General features: G+C 66.7%; 18 protein-coding genes. 10 read left to right on the plus strand and 8 right to left on the minus strand.

Going from position 1 to position 17,470, the window contains the following annotated elements:
• Positions 1–278: 278 nt before the first annotated feature.
• The 3 genes from ACZK13_RS20440 to ACZK13_RS20450 are packed head-to-tail and all read right to left on the minus strand — an operon-like array spanning position 279 to position 1,511.
• Positions 279–494 (minus strand): hypothetical protein, encoded by a 216-nt coding sequence (locus tag ACZK13_RS20440; RefSeq protein WP_253143664.1) that lies wholly within the window; start codon positions 492–494, stop codon positions 279–281.
• Positions 491–1,144: an RNA polymerase sigma factor gene (locus tag ACZK13_RS20445; RefSeq protein ID WP_100435462.1), complete on the minus strand. Its 654-nt coding sequence runs from the start codon at positions 1,142–1,144 to the stop codon at positions 491–493. The genes ACZK13_RS20440 and ACZK13_RS20445 overlap by 4 nt, the downstream gene beginning before the upstream one ends.
• A gap of 37 nt (positions 1,145–1,181) precedes the next feature.
• On the minus strand, positions 1,182–1,511 hold the full coding sequence (locus ACZK13_RS20450; protein WP_005414880.1) for a hypothetical protein: 330 nt from the start codon (positions 1,509–1,511) through the stop codon (positions 1,182–1,184).
• Positions 1,512–1,678: 167 nt separating this feature from the next.
• Here ACZK13_RS20450 and ACZK13_RS20455 point away from each other — a divergent pair, with 167 nt between their 5' ends.
• From ACZK13_RS20455 to ACZK13_RS20485, 7 genes are all read left to right on the plus strand, one after another.
• Complete coding sequence (locus tag ACZK13_RS20455) at positions 1,679–4,048, plus strand: S9 family peptidase (RefSeq protein WP_478482121.1); 2,370 nt, start codon at positions 1,679–1,681, stop codon at positions 4,046–4,048.
• Complete coding sequence (locus ACZK13_RS20460; RefSeq protein WP_071228602.1) at positions 4,045–4,464, plus strand: NUDIX hydrolase; 420 nt, start codon at positions 4,045–4,047, stop codon at positions 4,462–4,464. Before ACZK13_RS20455 ends, ACZK13_RS20460 begins: the two co-directional genes overlap by 4 nt.
• 30 nt (positions 4,465–4,494) lie before the next feature.
• Positions 4,495–5,055 (plus strand): hypothetical protein, encoded by a 561-nt coding sequence (locus ACZK13_RS20465; protein ID WP_336685733.1) that lies wholly within the window; start codon positions 4,495–4,497, stop codon positions 5,053–5,055.
• Between the two features lie 35 nt (positions 5,056–5,090).
• On the plus strand, positions 5,091–6,209 hold the full coding sequence (locus ACZK13_RS20470; protein ID WP_478482122.1) for a hypothetical protein: 1,119 nt from the start codon (positions 5,091–5,093) through the stop codon (positions 6,207–6,209).
• 37 nt (positions 6,210–6,246) lie between these two features.
• On the plus strand, positions 6,247–7,863 hold the full coding sequence (locus tag ACZK13_RS20475) for a hypothetical protein (protein ID WP_478482124.1): 1,617 nt from the start codon (positions 6,247–6,249) through the stop codon (positions 7,861–7,863).
• Positions 7,864–7,917: 54 nt separating this feature from the next.
• Positions 7,918–8,814 (plus strand): oxygen-dependent coproporphyrinogen oxidase, encoded by an 897-nt coding sequence (hemF, locus tag ACZK13_RS20480; RefSeq protein ID WP_049424225.1) that lies wholly within the window; start codon positions 7,918–7,920, stop codon positions 8,812–8,814.
• Between the two features lie 96 nt (positions 8,815–8,910).
• Complete coding sequence (locus ACZK13_RS20485; protein ID WP_478482126.1) at positions 8,911–10,431, plus strand: hypothetical protein; 1,521 nt, start codon at positions 8,911–8,913, stop codon at positions 10,429–10,431.
• A 49-nt stretch (positions 10,432–10,480) separates the two neighbouring features.
• Here ACZK13_RS20485 and ACZK13_RS20490 read toward each other — a convergent pair whose 3' ends face one another.
• Positions 10,481–10,960 (minus strand): DUF421 domain-containing protein, encoded by a 480-nt coding sequence (locus tag ACZK13_RS20490; RefSeq protein ID WP_125893335.1) that lies wholly within the window; start codon positions 10,958–10,960, stop codon positions 10,481–10,483.
• Between the two features lie 330 nt (positions 10,961–11,290).
• Positions 11,291–14,065: a DNA polymerase I gene (polA, locus tag ACZK13_RS20495; protein WP_253143655.1), complete on the minus strand. Its 2,775-nt coding sequence runs from the start codon at positions 14,063–14,065 to the stop codon at positions 11,291–11,293.
• Between the two features lie 98 nt (positions 14,066–14,163).
• Here polA and ACZK13_RS20500 point away from each other — a divergent pair, with 98 nt between their 5' ends.
• Positions 14,164–14,448: a DUF2782 domain-containing protein gene (locus ACZK13_RS20500; RefSeq protein ID WP_005411628.1), complete on the plus strand. Its 285-nt coding sequence runs from the start codon at positions 14,164–14,166 to the stop codon at positions 14,446–14,448.
• A gap of 135 nt (positions 14,449–14,583) precedes the next feature.
• Here ACZK13_RS20500 and ACZK13_RS20505 read toward each other — a convergent pair whose 3' ends face one another.
• Positions 14,584–15,030 carry a universal stress protein gene (locus tag ACZK13_RS20505; RefSeq protein WP_005411629.1) on the minus strand — a complete coding sequence of 149 codons (447 nt, stop codon included), beginning with the start codon at positions 15,028–15,030 and terminating at the stop codon, positions 14,584–14,586.
• Positions 15,031–15,214: 184 nt separating this feature from the next.
• On the opposite strand from ACZK13_RS20505, the gene ACZK13_RS20510 reads away from it, so the two are divergent.
• Positions 15,215–15,361, plus strand: coding sequence for a hypothetical protein (locus ACZK13_RS20510; RefSeq protein WP_006402488.1), 147 nt, complete (start codon positions 15,215–15,217; stop codon positions 15,359–15,361).
• Positions 15,362–15,445: 84 nt separating this feature from the next.
• Here the strand turns inward: ACZK13_RS20510 and ACZK13_RS20515 are convergent, their stop codons facing one another.
• Both ACZK13_RS20515 and ACZK13_RS20520 read right to left on the minus strand, forming a co-directional pair.
• Entirely contained in the window at positions 15,446–16,000 is a 555-nt protein-coding gene (locus tag ACZK13_RS20515; RefSeq protein ID WP_049462275.1) for a hypothetical protein, read from the minus strand.
• Between the two features lie 206 nt (positions 16,001–16,206).
• Entirely contained in the window at positions 16,207–16,533 is a 327-nt protein-coding gene (locus tag ACZK13_RS20520) for a low molecular weight protein tyrosine phosphatase family protein (protein WP_180837859.1), read from the minus strand.
• A 135-nt stretch (positions 16,534–16,668) separates the two neighbouring features.
• Between ACZK13_RS20520 and ACZK13_RS20525 the strand changes: the two genes are divergently transcribed.
• Positions 16,669–17,379, plus strand: a complete 711-nt coding sequence (locus ACZK13_RS20525) for a hypothetical protein (protein ID WP_478482128.1) — start codon at positions 16,669–16,671, stop codon at positions 17,377–17,379.
• The last annotated feature ends 91 nt before the right edge of the window (positions 17,380–17,470 follow it).

Raw genomic sequence — 17,470 nt, forward strand, 5'->3', positions numbered from 1 at the left:
TGTTCCGCTCCTTTGAAGTTGATACTGCTGGATATGACCGTGAGCTTGCGCGGCTCCTGGCCAACGTCAGCGGTTGCTGACGATTTAGATTTTTCCAGCAGGGTCATCGACATCAATAGCAGCGGATTTCTTTGCAACTATCCTCAGTGCGAGGACCGTCACATAGCGTCTGGAGCTGACGCAATCCGTCGGGTGTGGGGGATTGTCCGAGTCAGCGACCTCGGGAATGGCATAGGAAGATTCACGCCGTATGCGACTGGTGTCGGTCTATAAATCGCTTAATGCCAGAAATACCAGACAGCTGCCGCCACCAACGCCCCCAACAACGCCACCTGCACCACCACATAGCCCACGCCACTATCGCGCGATTCAGCGGCAATGCGCTTCTGCAGCGCCTCGCTCACATCCGGCGTTTCTTCCTGCTGCGTCTGCTCACGCAACGCCTGCGCCAGCGCGCGTTCTTCCGCATCGCGAGGGTCGGTCGATGGGCTCACAGCAGTTCTCCGGCGGCGGCATGCCGCGTCAGTTCCTGCTTCAGGACCTGGCGCGCGCGGTGCAGGTGGCTCTTGATGGTACCGCGTGCCAGCCCGGTCACCTGCTCGATCTCGACCAGGTCGAAGTCCTCCAGGTAGTGCAGGCCGACGATCAGGCGCTGCGGTGCACTCAACCGCTCCAGCGCCACGCCAAGATGGCGCCCCGCCTGCAGCGCCTCGCTCAGTTCAGCCGGCCCCGGTCCTTCATCGCCGATTCCCAGTTCCTCCGGCACCTCCACCGCCACCATCCATTGCGCCTCCAGCCGTCGCCGGCGCAGGTGCTGCAGCGCGGTGGTGTAGGCCACCCGGGAAACCCAGGTGCGCAGCGAGGATTCAAAACGAAAGCGGTGCAGCTGGCGGAACACGGCCAGGAAGGTCTCCTGCAGCAGGTCGGCCACCTGATCGCGATCGCCCACCATGCGCCCGATCACATGTGCGCAGGTGCGCTGATGTGTCTCGACCAGTTGCGAAAACGCCGCCTGCGAGCCATCGATGATGGCCCGCACCAGGGCCTGGTCCGCATCCAGCGGTGCGGCGGGTGCCGCCGTCTCCGCTGCATCGTGGCGGCGACGGCCCCGCAGTGCCGACAATGCTTCGCCGAGCAGGCTCATCTGCGGGGCGCCCCCTGTGCCCGTGACATGGGCCGGCTCAGCCCTTGCGCGCGGCGGGGCGGGTGAAGTGCCAGGCCAGCAGCTGGCCCAGGCCAGCACTGCCGACCAGCGCGGCGGCGGCACCGAAGGTCAGGTCACGGGCACCGATGGCTTCCAGCAGGGCCATGGCCAACGCCAGGCAGACCAGGCTGATGCCCCAGCGCAGCGCCCCCTGGCGGCGGCGTTCTTCTTCCAGCACGGCCAGCGAGCGGATCACTTCCTCCGGCACGTGCGGGGCCACCAGCTTGCTGCGGGCGCGGGCATCGGCAATGGCGTGGATCGCGTAGGCGATGCAGATGAAGAGAGTGATCGGGATCAGTTCCTGCATGGTCGGGCTCCTGTTCGGTGGATGATGCGGGTTCAGGAGAATGGATGCGCGACGCCGGTTACCGGTTGCACCACTTTGCCAATCCCGCTGCCATGACCTGTGGCCCCTGCCCCGGGCCCTTGCGGCTGCTACGCTTGGCCGGTTTCCTCTTCTGGTGCCGTCCGCCCATGTCCCGAGTGCTGCCCCTGTCCCTCCTGCTGTCGGCCGTGCTGGCCGCACCGGCTGCGCATGCCGCGCCGACGCCGATCACCATCGAACAGGCCATGGCCGACCCGGACTGGATCGGTCCGCCGGTCGAGAAGGCCTGGTGGTCGTGGAACAGCCAGCAGGTGGAATACCAGCTCAAGCGCAACGGCAGCCCGGTGCGCGATACCTTCCGCCAGCCGGTGGCGGGTGGCGTGGCCGCACAGGTGGCCGATGACCAGCGTGGCACCCTGGACGTGGCCGAGCCGGTCTACGACCGCAGCCGCAGCCGCAGCGCCTTCGTCCGCAATGGCGACGTGTTCGTGCGCGACCTGCGCAGCGGCGCGCTGACCCAGCTGACCCGCAGCAACGAGCGCGCGGGCAACGTGAACTTTGCTGCCGACAATGGCGTGATCTGGCGCGTTGGCCAGAACTGGTTCCACTGGACCGCCGCCAGCGGTGTGCAGCAGGTGGCCAGCCTGAAGGCCGAGAAGGATCCGCGCACGCCGCCGAAGGCCGACGTACTGCGCGACCAGCAACTGCGCACGCTGGAAACCCTGCGCCGCGACCGCGACCAGCGCGAGGCCCTGAAGGACCAGGACCAGCGCTGGCGCCAGGCCGACCCGACCCGCGCGCCGGGCCCGGTGTACCTGGGCACCGACGTGGAGATCGCCGACAGCGTGCTGTCGCCGGACCTGACCCACCTGATCGTGGTGACCAAGCCGAAGGACTTCGATGACGGCCGCGGCGGCAAGATGCCGCTGTACGTGACCGAGTCGGGCTACGAGGAAACCGAAGACACCCGCACCCGCGTCGGCCGTAACGGCTTCGAGCCGCACACCCTGTGGTACGTGGACGTGCGCACCGGCAAAGCCGAGAAGGTCTCGCTGTCCAGCCTGCCCGGCATCGCCACCGACCCGCTGGCCGAGCTGCGCCGCAAGGCCGGCAAGGACGCACTGAAGGGCGACCGCAGCGTGCAGGTGATGAGCGACTTCATGGGCGGTGGCATCCGCTGGAGCCCCGACGGCCAGCAGGCCGCGGTGATGCTGCGTGCCAACGACAACAAGGACCGCTGGATCATCAGCGTCAACGCTGCCGATGGCCGCGTGCAGAACCGCCATCGCCTGACCGACAACGGCTGGATCAACTGGGGCTTCAATGATTTCGGCTGGATGGCCGATGGCCGCACGCTGTGGCTGCTGTCGGAGGAATCGGGCTTCTCGCACCTGTACACCCAGGCCGGCACCGCCAAGCCGCAGGCACTGACCAGCGGCAAGTGGGAAACCTCGGCGCCGGTGCCGTCGGCCGATGGCAAGGGCTTCTACTTCCTGTGCAACCAGCAGGCCCCGCATGACTACGAAGTCTGCGCGATCGACACCGGCAGCCGCCAGGTGCGCGAGCTGACCAGCCTCAACGGCGTGGAAGACTTCTCGCTGTCGCCGGACGGCCAGCAGCTGCTGGTGCGCTACTCCGGCGCCTACCTGCCGCCGCAGCTGGCCGTGCTGCCGAGCACCGGTGGCCAGGCCCGCGTGCTGACCGACACCCGCACTGCCGACTACAAGGCGCGCCAGTGGATCCAGCCGAAGCTGGTGGCAGTGCCGTCCAAGCATGGTGCCGGCGTGGTCTGGGCCAAGTACTACGAACCGGAAAACAAGGAACCGGGGAAGAAGTACCCGATCGTGATGTTCGTGCACGGCGCCGGCTACCTGCAGAACGTGCACCAGCGCTACCCGGCCTACTTCCGCGAGCAGATGTTCCACAACCTGCTGGTGCAGAAGGGCTACATCGTGCTGGACATGGATTACCGCGGCAGCGAGGGCTACGGCCGCGACTGGCGTACGGCGATCTACCGCAACATGGGCCACCCGGAACTGGAAGACTACAAGGACGGCCTGGACTGGCTGGTCGACACCCAGCAGGGTGACCGCGACCACGCCGGCATCTACGGCGGTTCCTACGGCGGCTTCATGACCTTCATGGCGCTGTTCCGCTCGCCGGGCACGTTCAAGGCCGGCGCCGCGCTGCGCCCGGTGGTCGACTGGCACCAGTACAACCATGGCTACACCAGCAACATCCTCAACACCCCGGACATCGATCCGGAGGCGTACCGCGTGTCCTCGCCGATCGAGTACGCGCAGAACCTGCAGGACAACCTGCTGATTGCCCACGGCATGATGGATGACAACGTGTTCTTCCAGGACTCGGTGAACCTGACCCAGCGCCTGATCGAACTGCACAAGGACAACTGGTCGATCGCTCCGTACCCGCTGGAGCGCCACGGCTACGTCCGCGCCGATTCCTGGCTGGACCAGTACAAGCGCATCCTCAAGCTGTTCGAGCAGAACCTGAAGTGAGCAACGCCGCGGCCACGATCCACATCGTGGCCGCGGTCATCCTGGATGACCGCGGCCGGGCGCTGGTGGTGCGCAAGCACGGCGCCACCCGCTTCATCCAGCCCGGCGGCAAGCCCGAACCCGGCGAAGCGCCACTGCAGGCGCTGGCCCGCGAGCTGGACGAGGAACTCGGCGTGCAGCTGTGCACCGATGCCTCCATCGCGCTGGGCACGTTCCAGGACTGGGCGGTGAACGAGCCTGGCCACCGCGTGCAGGCCCAGGCCTGGTGGGTGCAGGTGGACGGCATGCCACAGGCACGCGCGGAGATCGCCGAACTGGCCTGGGTGCCGCTGCAGCCACCGCACGGCCTGCCCTTGGCACCGCTGAGCGAACACCATATCCTGCCGGCCGTCGCCACCCGGGTGACGGCCCGCTGAGCGCGCGGGCACCGATTGCAAGGACACCGGATGTCAATGTCGATCCCGCCGATTCCTTCGCTGGTCCAACCGACCTATCACGCCTGGGTGCGCCCGATCGCACACGCCTCGTTCTGGCTGTCACTGCTGCTCACGATCTACTTCGTGATGCAGGGACTGCTGCTGTGGCCGCTGCACAACCTTCCGATCTGGCACCTGGTTGAGAGGGAAGTACAACTCCAGCACCTGCACAGCCTGATCTGGCTTCTGGCGCATCCGGTGGCCGCGTCGATGATCGTCGCACTGCTGTGCCTTGCCTCGACGCTGGCCAGCTGGGGACTGCTACGCGAGCGCAGCTGGGGCCTGTGGAGCTTTGTGGCCATCCTGCTGATGAGTGCATTGACCAACTTTGCGATCGCCGGGTGGCTGGACGTGTTCATGCGCGACGTCATCCCGTTTCTATCCGACGACGCCGTCCTGCAACAGGAACTCCATCTGAAACGCTGGTTGATCACGCTGACCATGGTGGCCATGTCATTCGTACTCCTCGGCCTGCAGGGTTGGCTGGCCTGGCGACTGCTGCGACCAGACATCCGCTCGCGCTTCCACTGAGCCACACCCCTTTTCCGCACGACAAGGACCGTCGCATGCGCTTGCTGACCCTTCTCCCCGCGCTGCTGCTGTTCGCCGCGCTGCCTGCCGCCGCCGATGCGCTGCGCTGTGGCGAATACCGCAGCACCGACGGTGGCATGGCGCTGATATTCACATCACCCAGCAGCGGCTACCGCCGCGACGACGGCAGCGAGCCGGAGCCGCTGTGGGTCGATCGCAGTGCGGCGCAGGCCCGACTGGTCATGCTCGACGATGGCGTGGCACTGCCGGTCCGGATCAGCGCCGATGGGCAGCGCATCGAAGACGACGTGGTGGTCTACACGCTGCGCCAGTCCCGGGACTGCGCCAGCGAACCCGCCGCGATTGCCGGCAGCTGCCGCGCCGCCGGCAGCCACTGCATTGCGCAGCTGCCCGCGGCTTCGCCCGGCCAGATCCAGCGCGCGTGCGACGAAGGCGTTGGCGCGGGCTGCTCGGCGCTGCTGCGACAACTGCGGGATGGCAGCCCAGCAAAGGCCACCGACGACGTCGGTGCCACGGGCTTTGAACGCCCGCCTGCCTGCCGCGAACACACGCCCGGGCATGACCCGCAGGCCTGCGAGGCGCTGACCAATGATGCATTGGCTGCCGCCATGCAGCGGGTGAATCAACGCCTGCAGCAGGAAGACGAAGACACGCTGGGTTCGCCGCTTCCGGCCGCTGCACGCGATCAGCTGCAGCAGCGGTGCCTGCAGCACCGCAGTGGCCGCTTCTGCGTGGAAGTGGCCGCGCAGCAATTGAACGCGCTGGAACCTGCGTTGGCAGTGCAGGCCCTGCAGGTGGTCTGCGATGCGGGCCGCGTCAGTGCCTGCGAACGTACTGCACCGCTGCGTGAACTCGGCACCGACCTGCGCCTGGTGCCGTTGCAGCGGGTGCCGTGCGGCCGCTATCAGGCCGACGGTGGAGTGATCGACATGCTCGACTTCGGTGATGGCGCGCGTGCCCGCCTGCACGAAGGCGCCGTCCAGCTGCAGCAGAACGGCGAAACCCTTGTGCTGCGCCAGCTCGGCAATGGCGACCTGCTCGGCATGGATACCCAGACCGGCTACCAGCGTTACCGGCCACTGCCCGGCACGGCACAATGCACGCCCCCGCGCGAGGGCCAGGGTTCGCCGTAGCGCCAGGAGCTTCCCGTTCGATCGTCAAGGAGACGACATGCATTCACCCGCACCGCGCCGCCGCTGGCTGGCCTGGGCCCTGCTGCTGGCCGCGCCGATGGCTGCCGCACAATCGCCGCAATGCGGCCTGTTCAAGGCCGACGAAGGCAGCGGCACGCTGCGCATCAGCTCACCGAACCGCGGCGAGCAGAAGCACTTCGGCAGTGCGCCGTCTCCGGTCGCGTTCCAGCAGATCGACGGAAAGCTGCAGCTGGTGAACCTGGAGTACGGCCTGCCCAGCGCGCTGCAGGTGCGCGATCGTGGCCGCACGGTCGAGGTGGATGGCACGGTCTACCTCCTGCAGGCCCCCGCACAGTGCGCCGCAGCCGCCACGCCGGCTAATGGCAGCTGCCTGGCCGATGCGGCCGCGTGCCTGGACAACCGTCGCGAAGCGACCCCGGCCGCGCTGGAAGCAGGGTGCCGGGAAGGCGTGCCCGGCATGTGCCTGCAACTGGCCGATCGTTGGCACGAGGAGGCCAAACCCACGGTCGAGGCCGATCCCGCCCTGGCAAAGGCAGCGCTCGACGCCGCCTTGTCCGGCATCAAACTCCCCGCCGCCTGTGACAACGGTGGCTTCGAACAGGGAACCCCGGCGTGTGCCGCCGCACTCGAGGCCGACCCGGCAGTGCAGGAGCAGCTGGTCAAGGCCGCGATGACGGCCGCCATGACCGAAGCCATGGTGACGATGACGGCGCCGACCGTGCCGGTGATCATTCCAGCTGAGCGGCGGCAACAGTTGTTGCGGTTGTGCCGCGAGGTAGCGCACGGCGGCTTCTGCACCCGCGTGGCTGAGCTGTCCTGGGACGCGGGAGATCCCCAGCAGGCGGTGCAGGCCCTGGCTGCAGCCTGCACCCCCGGCAATGACACCGCCACCTGCGAGCGCCTGCCGGCGTTGCAGGCAGTGGGCGCATCGCTGCGACCGCAGCCCGCGACTGCATTGCCCTGCGGCAACTACCGGTCCGACGGCGGCCTGATGGACACGCTGGATTTCGGTGACGCCGGCCTGGTCGGTGTGGGCTGGAGCAGCCATCTTCGCGCACGCGTCGAAGCGGGCGACATCCGCATCCACCACGACCGGGACGGCGACTTCGTGCTGCGCCCGCTGCCCGGCGGCCAGTTGCTGGGCCTGGATAACTGGACCCGCTTCCAGGTGTTCGTCCCCACCGGCGAGGGCCCGACCCGGTGCAGTGCACCGAAGCAGTTCAAGGTGCTGCCACTGCCGCAGGATTGCCCGCTGGCGCTGGCCAACGAGGGCGGTGCCGAAGCCTGCTGCGCGCAGGGCAAGCTGCAGGGCTGCAACATTCTCGGCAACCGCCTTGCGCTGTCCGGCGACTGGCTGCAGGCTGCCGGGCACTACACCACGGTCTGCCGCGCCGGCGTGCGCGAAGGGTGCGAGAACCTGGTGACCGCGCAGGGCAACGGCGCGGAACTGGACGCACGGGCAACCCTGGAGCAGCTCTGCAAGGCCGACCGCAGCGGCCTGCACGTGGCCTGCGACGTGCTCGGCACCCAGAACTGGGAGCTGATCACGCTGGGTGGTGCCCTGCAGAAGGCGGTTGATGAGGCAGCCGAGGACGACGCTCCGGCGCCGCGCAACTCCAACCGCAAGCGCTGAGCAGGCCAGGGCCTGTCCGCAGCTTCGGGCGGGCCCTGCGGTAAAGTACGCGCCATGAACGAATTCGAGCGCGTGCGCGCCTACCTCACCGACCTGCAGGACCGCATCTGTGCGGCGATCGAGGCCGTCGATGGCCAGGCCCGCTTCCAGGAAGACCTGTGGCAGCGTGCGGAGGGCGGTGGCGGGCGTACCCGCGTGCTGCGCGACGGTGCGGTGTTCGAGCAGGCCGGCATCGGCTTCTCCGACGTGGCCGGCAGCCGCCTGCCGCCATCGGCCTCGGCCAACCGTCCGGAACTGGCTGGCGCCTCCTGGCGTGCCACTGGCGTGTCGCTGGTGTTCCACCCGCTCAACCCCTACGTGCCGACCACCCATGCCAACGTGCGCTTCTTCCAGGCGCAGCGCGACGGCGAAGTGGTGGCCAGCTGGTTCGGCGGTGGCTTCGACCTGACCCCGTTCTATCCGTTCGACGAGGACGTGCAGCACTGGCACCGGGTCGCGCGCGACCTGTGCGCCCCGTTCGGCGAAGAACGCTATGCCGCGCACAAGCGCTGGTGCGACGAGTACTTCTTCCTGCGCCACCGCAATGAAACGCGCGGCGTCGGCGGCCTGTTCTTCGACGACCTGCACGGTGACTTCGAGCGCGATTTCGACTATCTGCGTGCGGTCGGCGATGGCTTCCTGGATGCCTACCTGCCGATCGTGCAGCAGCGCAAGGACACGGCCTACGGCGAGCGCGAGCGAGAGTTCCAGCTGTACCGACGCGGCCGCTATGTGGAATTCAACCTGGTCTACGACCGCGGCACGCTGTTTGGCCTGCAGAGTGGTGGCCGCAGCGAAAGCATCCTGATGAGCCTGCCGCCGCGGGTGCGCTGGGAGTACGGCTTCACCCCGGAAGCGGGTAGCGCCGAGGCACGCCTGGCCGATTACCTGGTGCCGCGCGACTGGCTCTGACCTTCCGGCGCCACGCCTGACGCGTGGCGTCTTCTCCTGCCTGCGGTGCGTCCTGCACCGGACAGGTCGTCTTTTTTCTTCTTCAAGGATGACGTCATGCCTGCTGCTGTTTCCCTCCGCCCCCGCGCTGCGGGCTGGCGCTCCCTGCTGTTGCTCGCGCTGGCCTCGGCAAGTCTGCCGGCTGCCGCGCAGTCGATGGCCTGCGGCACCTACAAGGACAGCGGCGGCACTATCACGCTGACCATCGAGAGCGAAGGCCACGCCTTCCTGTCCGGCCCCTACCAGGCCACCGAGGAGCTGCGCATCGCCCGCCAGGAAGACGTGCTCGGCACCGGCAACCTGTCCACGGGACGCCTGGAAAACTGGTTCTTCTCGGACAACGACCGCACGATCAACACGCCCTATCGCGAGTTCACCCGTGAGCACGCCGCCGCCTGCAGGACGATGCCCGAGCCCATCGAAGATGGTTGCGTGATGAACACCTCCGAGTGCCTGGAGGCGCTGCCCGAGGCCGCACCGGTGAAGCTGCACGCCTGGTGTGCCGAGGGCGTGGGCGCGGCCTGCTCCCAGCTGTTGGAGACCTACCAGCAGCAGGCCAAGGACGCTGCCCCGGCGCCTGCACGGGCCGAGCCGCCGAAGCCGGAGATCTGCAAGGAGGATTCCGCGTCCTTCAACGCCGAGGGTTGCAGGGCGATCGCCGAGGTGGTCGGGCTGGAGATGATCGGCAAGTCCCTGCTCGGGCTGCAGCATTCGGTTGATCCCGTGTTGCCGTCCGCGCAGCTCGATGAGCTGGCCACATTGTGCCGGCAGCAGCACGGCGAGACCTTCTGCGCCGACGTTGCCGAGGTGCTGTGGAGTGGCGGGCGCCTGTTGCAGGCCCACGAAGCGCTGCAGCTGTCGTGCGCGCAGCGCGCGGACGGCGTGGCCTGCGGCCGCGCCAAGGCGCTTGCCAGCCTGGCCGCTGCGCCGGTCGCTTCACTGGCTCCGGTGCCGGCCACTGCGCTGCCGTGTGGGAGCTATGAAGCCGAGTACGGTGTGCTCTCGCAGCTGCGCTTCCTCGATGCCGGCCTGGTTGAGGCCGAGGGCCGCGACCAGCGCCTGCGCGCGCGCCTGCAGGACGGCCGCATCCTCATCCGTCCCGATGTCGGCAGCGACTTCGTGCTGCAACCGCTGAAGAACGGAAACCTCGCCAGCGTCGACGGCGGCAACCGCTTCGCCTACTACGAGCGCAAGCCCGCCGCAGGCAATGCCAGCTGCACGCCGCCGGTGGCGTTCGTGGAGATCCCGCTGCCACTGGATTGCCCCACCCTGGCACGCAAGGACGGCGCCAAGGCCTGCTGCACCGAGGGCAAGCTGCTCGGTTGCAAGGTTGCCGGCGAAGCGCTGTTCGAGGCCGAGAAATGGGCCGCGTCGCTGCCCTATTTCGAGACGCTGTGCGGCGCCGGTGTCCGCGAAGGGTGCCTGGCATTGGCAGCGGTGTATTCGCACACCGCCGACCCGAAGATCCCGCAGGCCATGGCAGCGATCTGCGCGAAGGATGGCGAGGGCACGCATGTAGCCTGCGATGTGGACGCCACCCGCAACTGGCCGGCACTGAAGGCCGAAGCCGCGCTCTGAGGGCGCGGGAAGGGGTACCCGTAGCGTCGAGCTTGCTCGACGCTACACGTCAGGTGCTCTTCCTGGGGATGATGGTGATGTGCCCGTTGATCTCCAGCAGGGCCAACTCGACATCCTCCACGCCCAGGCAGCCCTGCTGGCGCATGGCGGCCTCGAAATCGGCGCGGGTGACCTGCTCACGGCGCAGAACGGCGTCGAACAGGCGCCCATCACGCGCGATCACTACCGGTTCTCCTTCCACCAGGCGCTCGATGCGCCGGCTGCGGGTACTGACCCAGCCCACCCCATAGTTGAGCAGGATCAGGGTGGCCGCCAGCAGCAGGCCGCCGCCCAGCGAGGTATCGGTACCCAGCAGCGCGTTCTGCACCGCGTTGCCCAGCAGCACCACCAGCAGTACGTCGAACGGGGTGATCTGCCCCAGCGGGCGCTTGCCGCTCAGCCGGACCATGCCCAGCACCACGACGTAGACCACCACCGCGCGCAGGATGAACTCCCACCACGGCATCGCCAGTGAGAACAGATCGGGCATTGCGGGTTCCCCTGCGGAGCGGTGGCCCAGCGTGGCGCAGGCCACGTCATCTGGCAACGGCACAAATAAAAAGCCCCGCTGACCAGGGGGAGGTCAACGGGGCCGGGGAACGGGCACTTGGGGAGGAGTCCCCGTTCCGAGATCTGCTCCAGGGGATGGGAGAGATCCACAACAGGCGTTGCGCCTGTCGAGAGTTATAGAAGCACTCCGAACACTAACGGTTCGTGAAGGGGCCCAATTTAATGAACCTCCATCAGGGCAACATTCATGATCGAGTCAGAAACCTCTGACGAATGAACGAATTCACGTCGTTTTCGGCCTGAAACACCCTCAGTGTGCTTCGTCCCAGTTGTTGCCGATGCCGGTATCGACCACCAGCGGCACCCGCAGTTTGGCCGCTTGCGACATGCGCTCGACCACCTGCAAACGCAACTCTTCGACGAAACTGCTTTCGGTTTCGAACACCAGTTCATCGTGCACCTGCAGGATCATCCGTGCCGGTGCGCCGCTGTCCCGCAGCCACTGGTCCACGTCCACCATCGCGCGCTTGATGATGTCGGCGGCGGTGCCCTGCATCGGCGCGTTGATCGCGGCGCGCTCGGCACCGGCGCGCAGGCCCTGGTTACGTGCATGAATGTCGTTCAGGTACAGGCGGCGGCCGAACAGGGTTTCCACATAGCCCTGGTCGCGGGCCTGCTGGCGCATCCGCTCCATGAAATCACGCACGCCCGGGTAGCGGCTGAAGTACAGCGCCACGTAGTCCTGCGCCTGGCCACGGTCGATGCCCAGGTTGCGCGCCAGGCCGAAGGCGCTCATGCCGTACATCAGGCCGAAGTTGATCGCCTTGGCCGCGCGGCGCTCGTTCGGGGTCACTTCCTCCAGCGTGCGCCCGAACACCTCGGCGGCAGTGGCGCGGTGCACGTCGGCGCCCTGCTCGAAGGCACGCACCAGGCCCGGGTCCTCGGACAGGTGGGCCATGATCCGCAGCTCGATCTGCGAATAGTCGGCCGCCAGCAGCTGGAAGCCCTCCGGGGCGATGAACGCGCGGCGGATGCGGCGGCCATCCTCGGTGCGGATCGGGATGTTCTGCAGGTTCGGGTCTGACGAGGACAGGCGGCCGGTGGCGGCACCGGACTGGTGGTAGCTGGTATGCACCCGGCCGGTGTCCGGGTTGACCATCTCCGGCAGCTTGTCGGTGTAGGTGCTGCGCAGCTTGGCCAGGCCCCGGTAGTCCAGGATCACCCGCGGCAGCTCGTGCTGGTCGGCGATCGCCTCCAGCGCCTCTTCATTGGTGCTGGGCTGGCCCTTCGGGGTCTTCACCACCGCCGGCAGCTTCAGCTCATCGAACAGCACCGCCTGCAGCTGCTTGGGCGAATCCAGGTTGAAGCTACGGCCGGCCAGCTCGGTGGCCTTCTGCTGCGCGGCCAGCATGCGCGAGGACAGGTCCTGGCTCTGCCGGCGCAGTTCATCGGTGTCGATCCGCACGCCATTGGCTTCGATCGTGGTCAGCACCGGTACCAGTGGCATCTCGATGTCGCGGTACACGCTGTCCAGCGCCGGCTCGGCCAGCAGCTGCGGCTGCAGCGCGCGGTGCAGGCGCAGGGTGATGTCGGCGTCCTCGGCCGCATAGCGGCTGGCTTCGTCGATGCCCACCTGCGAGAACGGAATCTGCTTGGCGCCCTTGCCGGCCACGTCCTCGAACTTGATGGTGTTGTAGCCCAGGTAACGCAGGGCCAGTGAATCCATGTCGTGGCGGGTGGCGGTGGAATTGAGCACGAAGCTCTCGAGCATGGTGTCGTCGTGGTAGCCCTGCACCTCCACGCCGTGGCGGCGCAGCACATGCAGGTCGTACTTCCCATGCTGGCCCAGCTTTTTCTTTGCCGGGTCCTGCAGCACCGGGCTCAGCGCATCCAGCACCTGCTGCATCGGCAGCTGCGCCGGCGCGCCCGGGTAATCGTGGCCGACCGGAATATAGGCGGCCTTGCCCGGCTCGACCGCCAGACTGATGCCCACCAGGCGCGCGCGCATCGCGTCCAGCGCATCGGTTTCGGTATCGAAGCTGATCAGGTCCGCCTGCTGCAGGCGCTCCACCCAAGCCAGCAGCTGCTCTGCGGTCAACACGGTCTCGTATTCACCCGGCGCGGCCAGCGCCGGATCCAGCGTGCCGACGGCCGGTGCCTCGGCGCTGCCACGGGCGAACCCGGCGGCGGTGCCACGCAGGCTCGGCGTTGCTTCGCTGGCGGCCGTCGGCGCCGGCAGCGGTGCACCCAGCTCCTTCAGCGCCTGGGTGAAGCCGTAGCGCGCATACAGCTCGGTCAGCTCCGGCACGTCCTGCTCGCGCAGGGCCAGCGTGGTCGGGCTGGCGTCCAGCTCTACGTCGGTGCGGATGGTCACCAGCTCGCGGTTCAGCGGCAGGCGCTCCAGCGCGGCGCGCAGGTTCTCGCCGATCTTGCCCTTCATGGTCGGCGCGGCGGCCATCACCCCGTCCAGGTGCTGGTACTCGGCCAGCCACTTGGCGGCGGTCTTCGGCCCGCATTTCTCCACGCCCGGCACGTTGTCGACGGTATCGCCCATCAACGCCAGCAGGTCGATGATCTGATCGGCGCGCACGCCGAACTTCTCCATCACCGCGGCATCGGAATCCATGCGGCTGCCGGTCATGGTGTTGACCAGCTCGATGCCCGGGCGCACCAGCTGGGCAAAGTCCTTGTCGCCGGTGGAGATGGTCACCTTCAGGTCCTGTGCCACGCCCTGCAGGGCCAGCGTGCCGATCACATCATCGGCCTCCACGCCGGGAATGCGCAGGATGCTGATGCCCAGTGCTTCAACGATGCGGCACATCGGTTCAACCTGGCTGCGCAGCTCGTCGGGCATCGGCGGGCGGTTGGCCTTGTACTGGTCGTACAGGTCATCACGGAAGGTCTTGCCCGGCGCATCGACCACGAATGCCACGTAGGCCGGGCGCTCCTTCAGTGTCGAGCGCAGCATGTTGACCACGCCGAACAGCGCGCCGGTGGGTTCGCCCTGTGCATTGGACAGGGGCGGCAGCGCGTGGAACGCGCGGTACAGGTAACTGGACCCGTCGATCAGGACTAATCTGCTCATGGGTTGATTCTACGCGCCCGTGCCTGCACTGCGACGACACGGCACAGCCGCGGCGATGGGGCATAATCAAGGCTCTTTCCAGGCAAAGGCCCCCGCCGATGAAGACCCTGATGCTGGCTTCCCTGCTCCTGCTCGCTGGCTGCGCCAGCATGGGTGGCGCGGGCGCTCCCCCGGTGGACGTCAAGGGCGCGGATGTGTCCAAGCGCACCATGGACAACGGCGATGTCATCGAGGAATACCGCGTGTCCGGCCAGCTGCGCATGGTCAAGGTGACCCCGTCGCGCGGTGCCCCGTTCTACATGTACGACAAGAACGGCGATGGCCGTTTCGACAACGACAAGGACGGCGTATCGCCGGTGTACTGGAAGCTGTACAGCTGGTGATGTGACCGGGGTCGGATCCCTGCGATTCAGTAGATCCACGCCATGCGTGGATGGGCCCCTGCCGGCCCCCACAAAAGATGACGCCGGCGCGCATCCTGCGGCCGGCGTCGGGTCCCCTCCCCGGGAACGCTTGTATCAGCGGATGACCAGCACCGGCAGCGTGCTGCGTGCCAGCACTTCAGCGGTCTGGCTGCCCAGCAGCACACGGGTCACGCCACGGCGGCCATGCGAGGTCATCACGATCAGGTCGCTGTTGCGCTCGCCGGCGGTCTCGATGATGCCGTCAGCCGCATAGCGGTCCAGCACGTGCACCGGGTTGGCGGTAATGCCCTGCTCGGCGGCCTTGGCCAGCGCCGGCTGCAGCACCTTCTGCGCACCTTCCTCGCGGTCGGCCTTGTATTCAGGGCTGTTCATGTAGCCCACGCTCCAGCCCATGGCGTCGTACATGCCGACGGCCCACGGCTCGGAAACGGTCACGATATCGACCTCGGCGTTGAGGTCCTTGGCCAGCTCCAGACCCTTGGCCAGGCCCTTGTCGGCCAGCTCGGATCCGTCGGTGGCAATCAGGATGCGCTTGTACATGGTGGGGCTCCGTGGCGGTCTGCCAGATGGGAACAACACCATTGCACACCGGATGTGCAGGCCGTGCCTTGAGCAGGATCAATCCGGCGCGGCGCAGCGGCGTGTGCGCACCGCCCGCTTGCGTACCCGGACACTGCAGCGCAAGCTGGGTGGGCGGCGGCACCGCCGCCTTGGGAGAACCCGCATGCAGGACAGCAAGCCGACACCACGAAGCCCCCTCAGGATCATCCTTTGGAGCCTCATCGCCGCCTTCGTGCTGTTCTACGGCGGCTATCATCTGGGCAAGGACATGGCGCTGCGTGACAACGCCCGGCAGTCAGCCGGCCGATAACGCTCTTCTGTAGAGCCGAGCCATGCTCGGCTGTTTTTCCCGCCAGAAGCAGCCGAGCATGGCTCGGCTCTACATTTTCTGCCCTCAGGCGATCTGCACCACGCGTGCGTTCTGGCACAGCGGATAACTGGCCACGAATTCGGCAATCGCATCACGCATCGCTTCGAACGATTCGCCGTACATGTACAGCGCGGTCTCGGTCGGCCCCTGCCACCAGCTGCAGATCTCGCCCAGGCCGTCGATGTTCTCCGACAGCTGCTCGAACACATGGTTGGAATCGCACTGTTCGTAGACCTCGTCGGGCAGGTTCAGGCCATCCAGGTAGATGCCCAGCCCCTCGGTCACGCCGAAGCTGCGGTCGGCCTCGCCCGCACCCTGCAGCTGCGAACCCTTCGGTGCGCCCAGCTGCTCCAGCAGGTCGATCAGCTTCGGCACGCCGGCCGCATCGACCAGCGCCACTTCGATATCGCCGTATTCGACCTCGCCGAGGTCGGACATCGCGGTGCCGCCGCCGGTCAGCTCGCCCACCTGGGCCGCCTGCAGCAGCGCATCGAGCGGATCCTCGAACAGTTCGTGGCGATGCTCGGGCTGCAGCTTGGCGTTCAACTTCACGGTGACGTGCAGCGTGGGTTCGGTCATCGGGGCGTTCCTGGAAGATGTCAGGCCCCATTGTAGAGTCGAAGGTAGCGGCAGGAGCCGCTGCCAACGTCGCTTGCGACGGCCCGAAGGGTGCCGGTCAGGACGACCGGCATAGCTTGCTCGACTGCCTTTGTAGAGTCGAGCCGTGCTCGACTGCCTTTCCCACCAGAAGCAGCCGAGCATGGGCTCGGCTCTACAACAGCCCGTCAGCGCAGGAACGGCGCCACCTTGCGCTTGAGCAACTCCACCAGCACCGGGTCCATGTAGTCGTAATCGTCCGGGATTTCCAGGCAGATCACCCGCTTGCCGTTCAGCCATGCCTTGTAACGGCTGGACAGACGGTTGCGGTGCGCCTTTTCCATAACGAACACCAGGTCCGCCCACTGCAGCAACTCGGGGCTGAGTACTTCCTCGGCGTCGGCCAGCAACCCGGCCGAGGCGGTCTCGATGCCCGGCCAATCGGCAAATACCTGCTCGGCGGTGGGGCTGCGCAGGCGGTTCTGGCTGCAGAGGAAGAGCACGTTGCGGGTCATGCCCGCAGCGTATCGGGGTCGGACTCCTTTTCCAACGGAAAAGGGCTCTGACGCCAACCGGGTGCTTTCAGACAAGTTGCATGGCCGGAAGACCTTCAGCAAACCATTATGTGCCTTTCCACCATCCAGATGCCCATGATCACCAAGGATGACCTGTTAACGACGTTCGCAGAGGTAGCCGAGGCCCACGGCTGCTACTTCAGCAGGTACGTAGTCGCGACCTACACGCTCTATTGCTGCATAAGGAATGCCAAGGCACATGACCTCGCGATCGCGTCCAAGAATGTCGATGATCCGGAATTCGCCGCCAGCGTTGTGCTGAACGCACCGCACAATCTTTCACATGATGGGCCAACGCTCTTCGAGATTCCACCCAACGCCTACGGGTTTACCCATGCGATGGCGGTTCCCAGCATGTATCACGGGCTTCTGAACCGAATCGAGAAGCGCACGGGTCTGTTCCTGTGCCTGCCGATCTTCCGGTGTGAATTCAACGGCAACGAATCAGAAGATGACTTCAGGTGGTCCACACATCACATCGTTGACGTCAACAACTGGCATAGGACCAGGCAGCCGAAGATAAGCGTGTACTTCGACAATCCCCGCACTGGCGGCGGAACGGACAAGGGCGGCGCCATCGTGAGCCTGGAGACATTAATTGCCGAGATCGACAACCTCAACGGCGTGGGCAACGGCTTCATCGAGATCACCAACTACCGCGGCGAGGTGATCGAGGTGCTGTCGCCGGCGGAAGGCCACTATGTGTTGATCCGCAACCGCCAGGATGAAGAAGCGATGGATCGCGCGAGCGTGATTTCCGCGGTGGAGAAATTCACCTCAGAATGACGCGCCACCGCTTTCGTACAGTCGAGCTTGCTCGACTGAACGCGCAAAGCAGTCGAGCAAGCTCGACTCTACAGGAGAGATTCTCCCCTCC

This window comes from Stenotrophomonas sp. 99219_Sma (genome assembly GCF_056480785.1).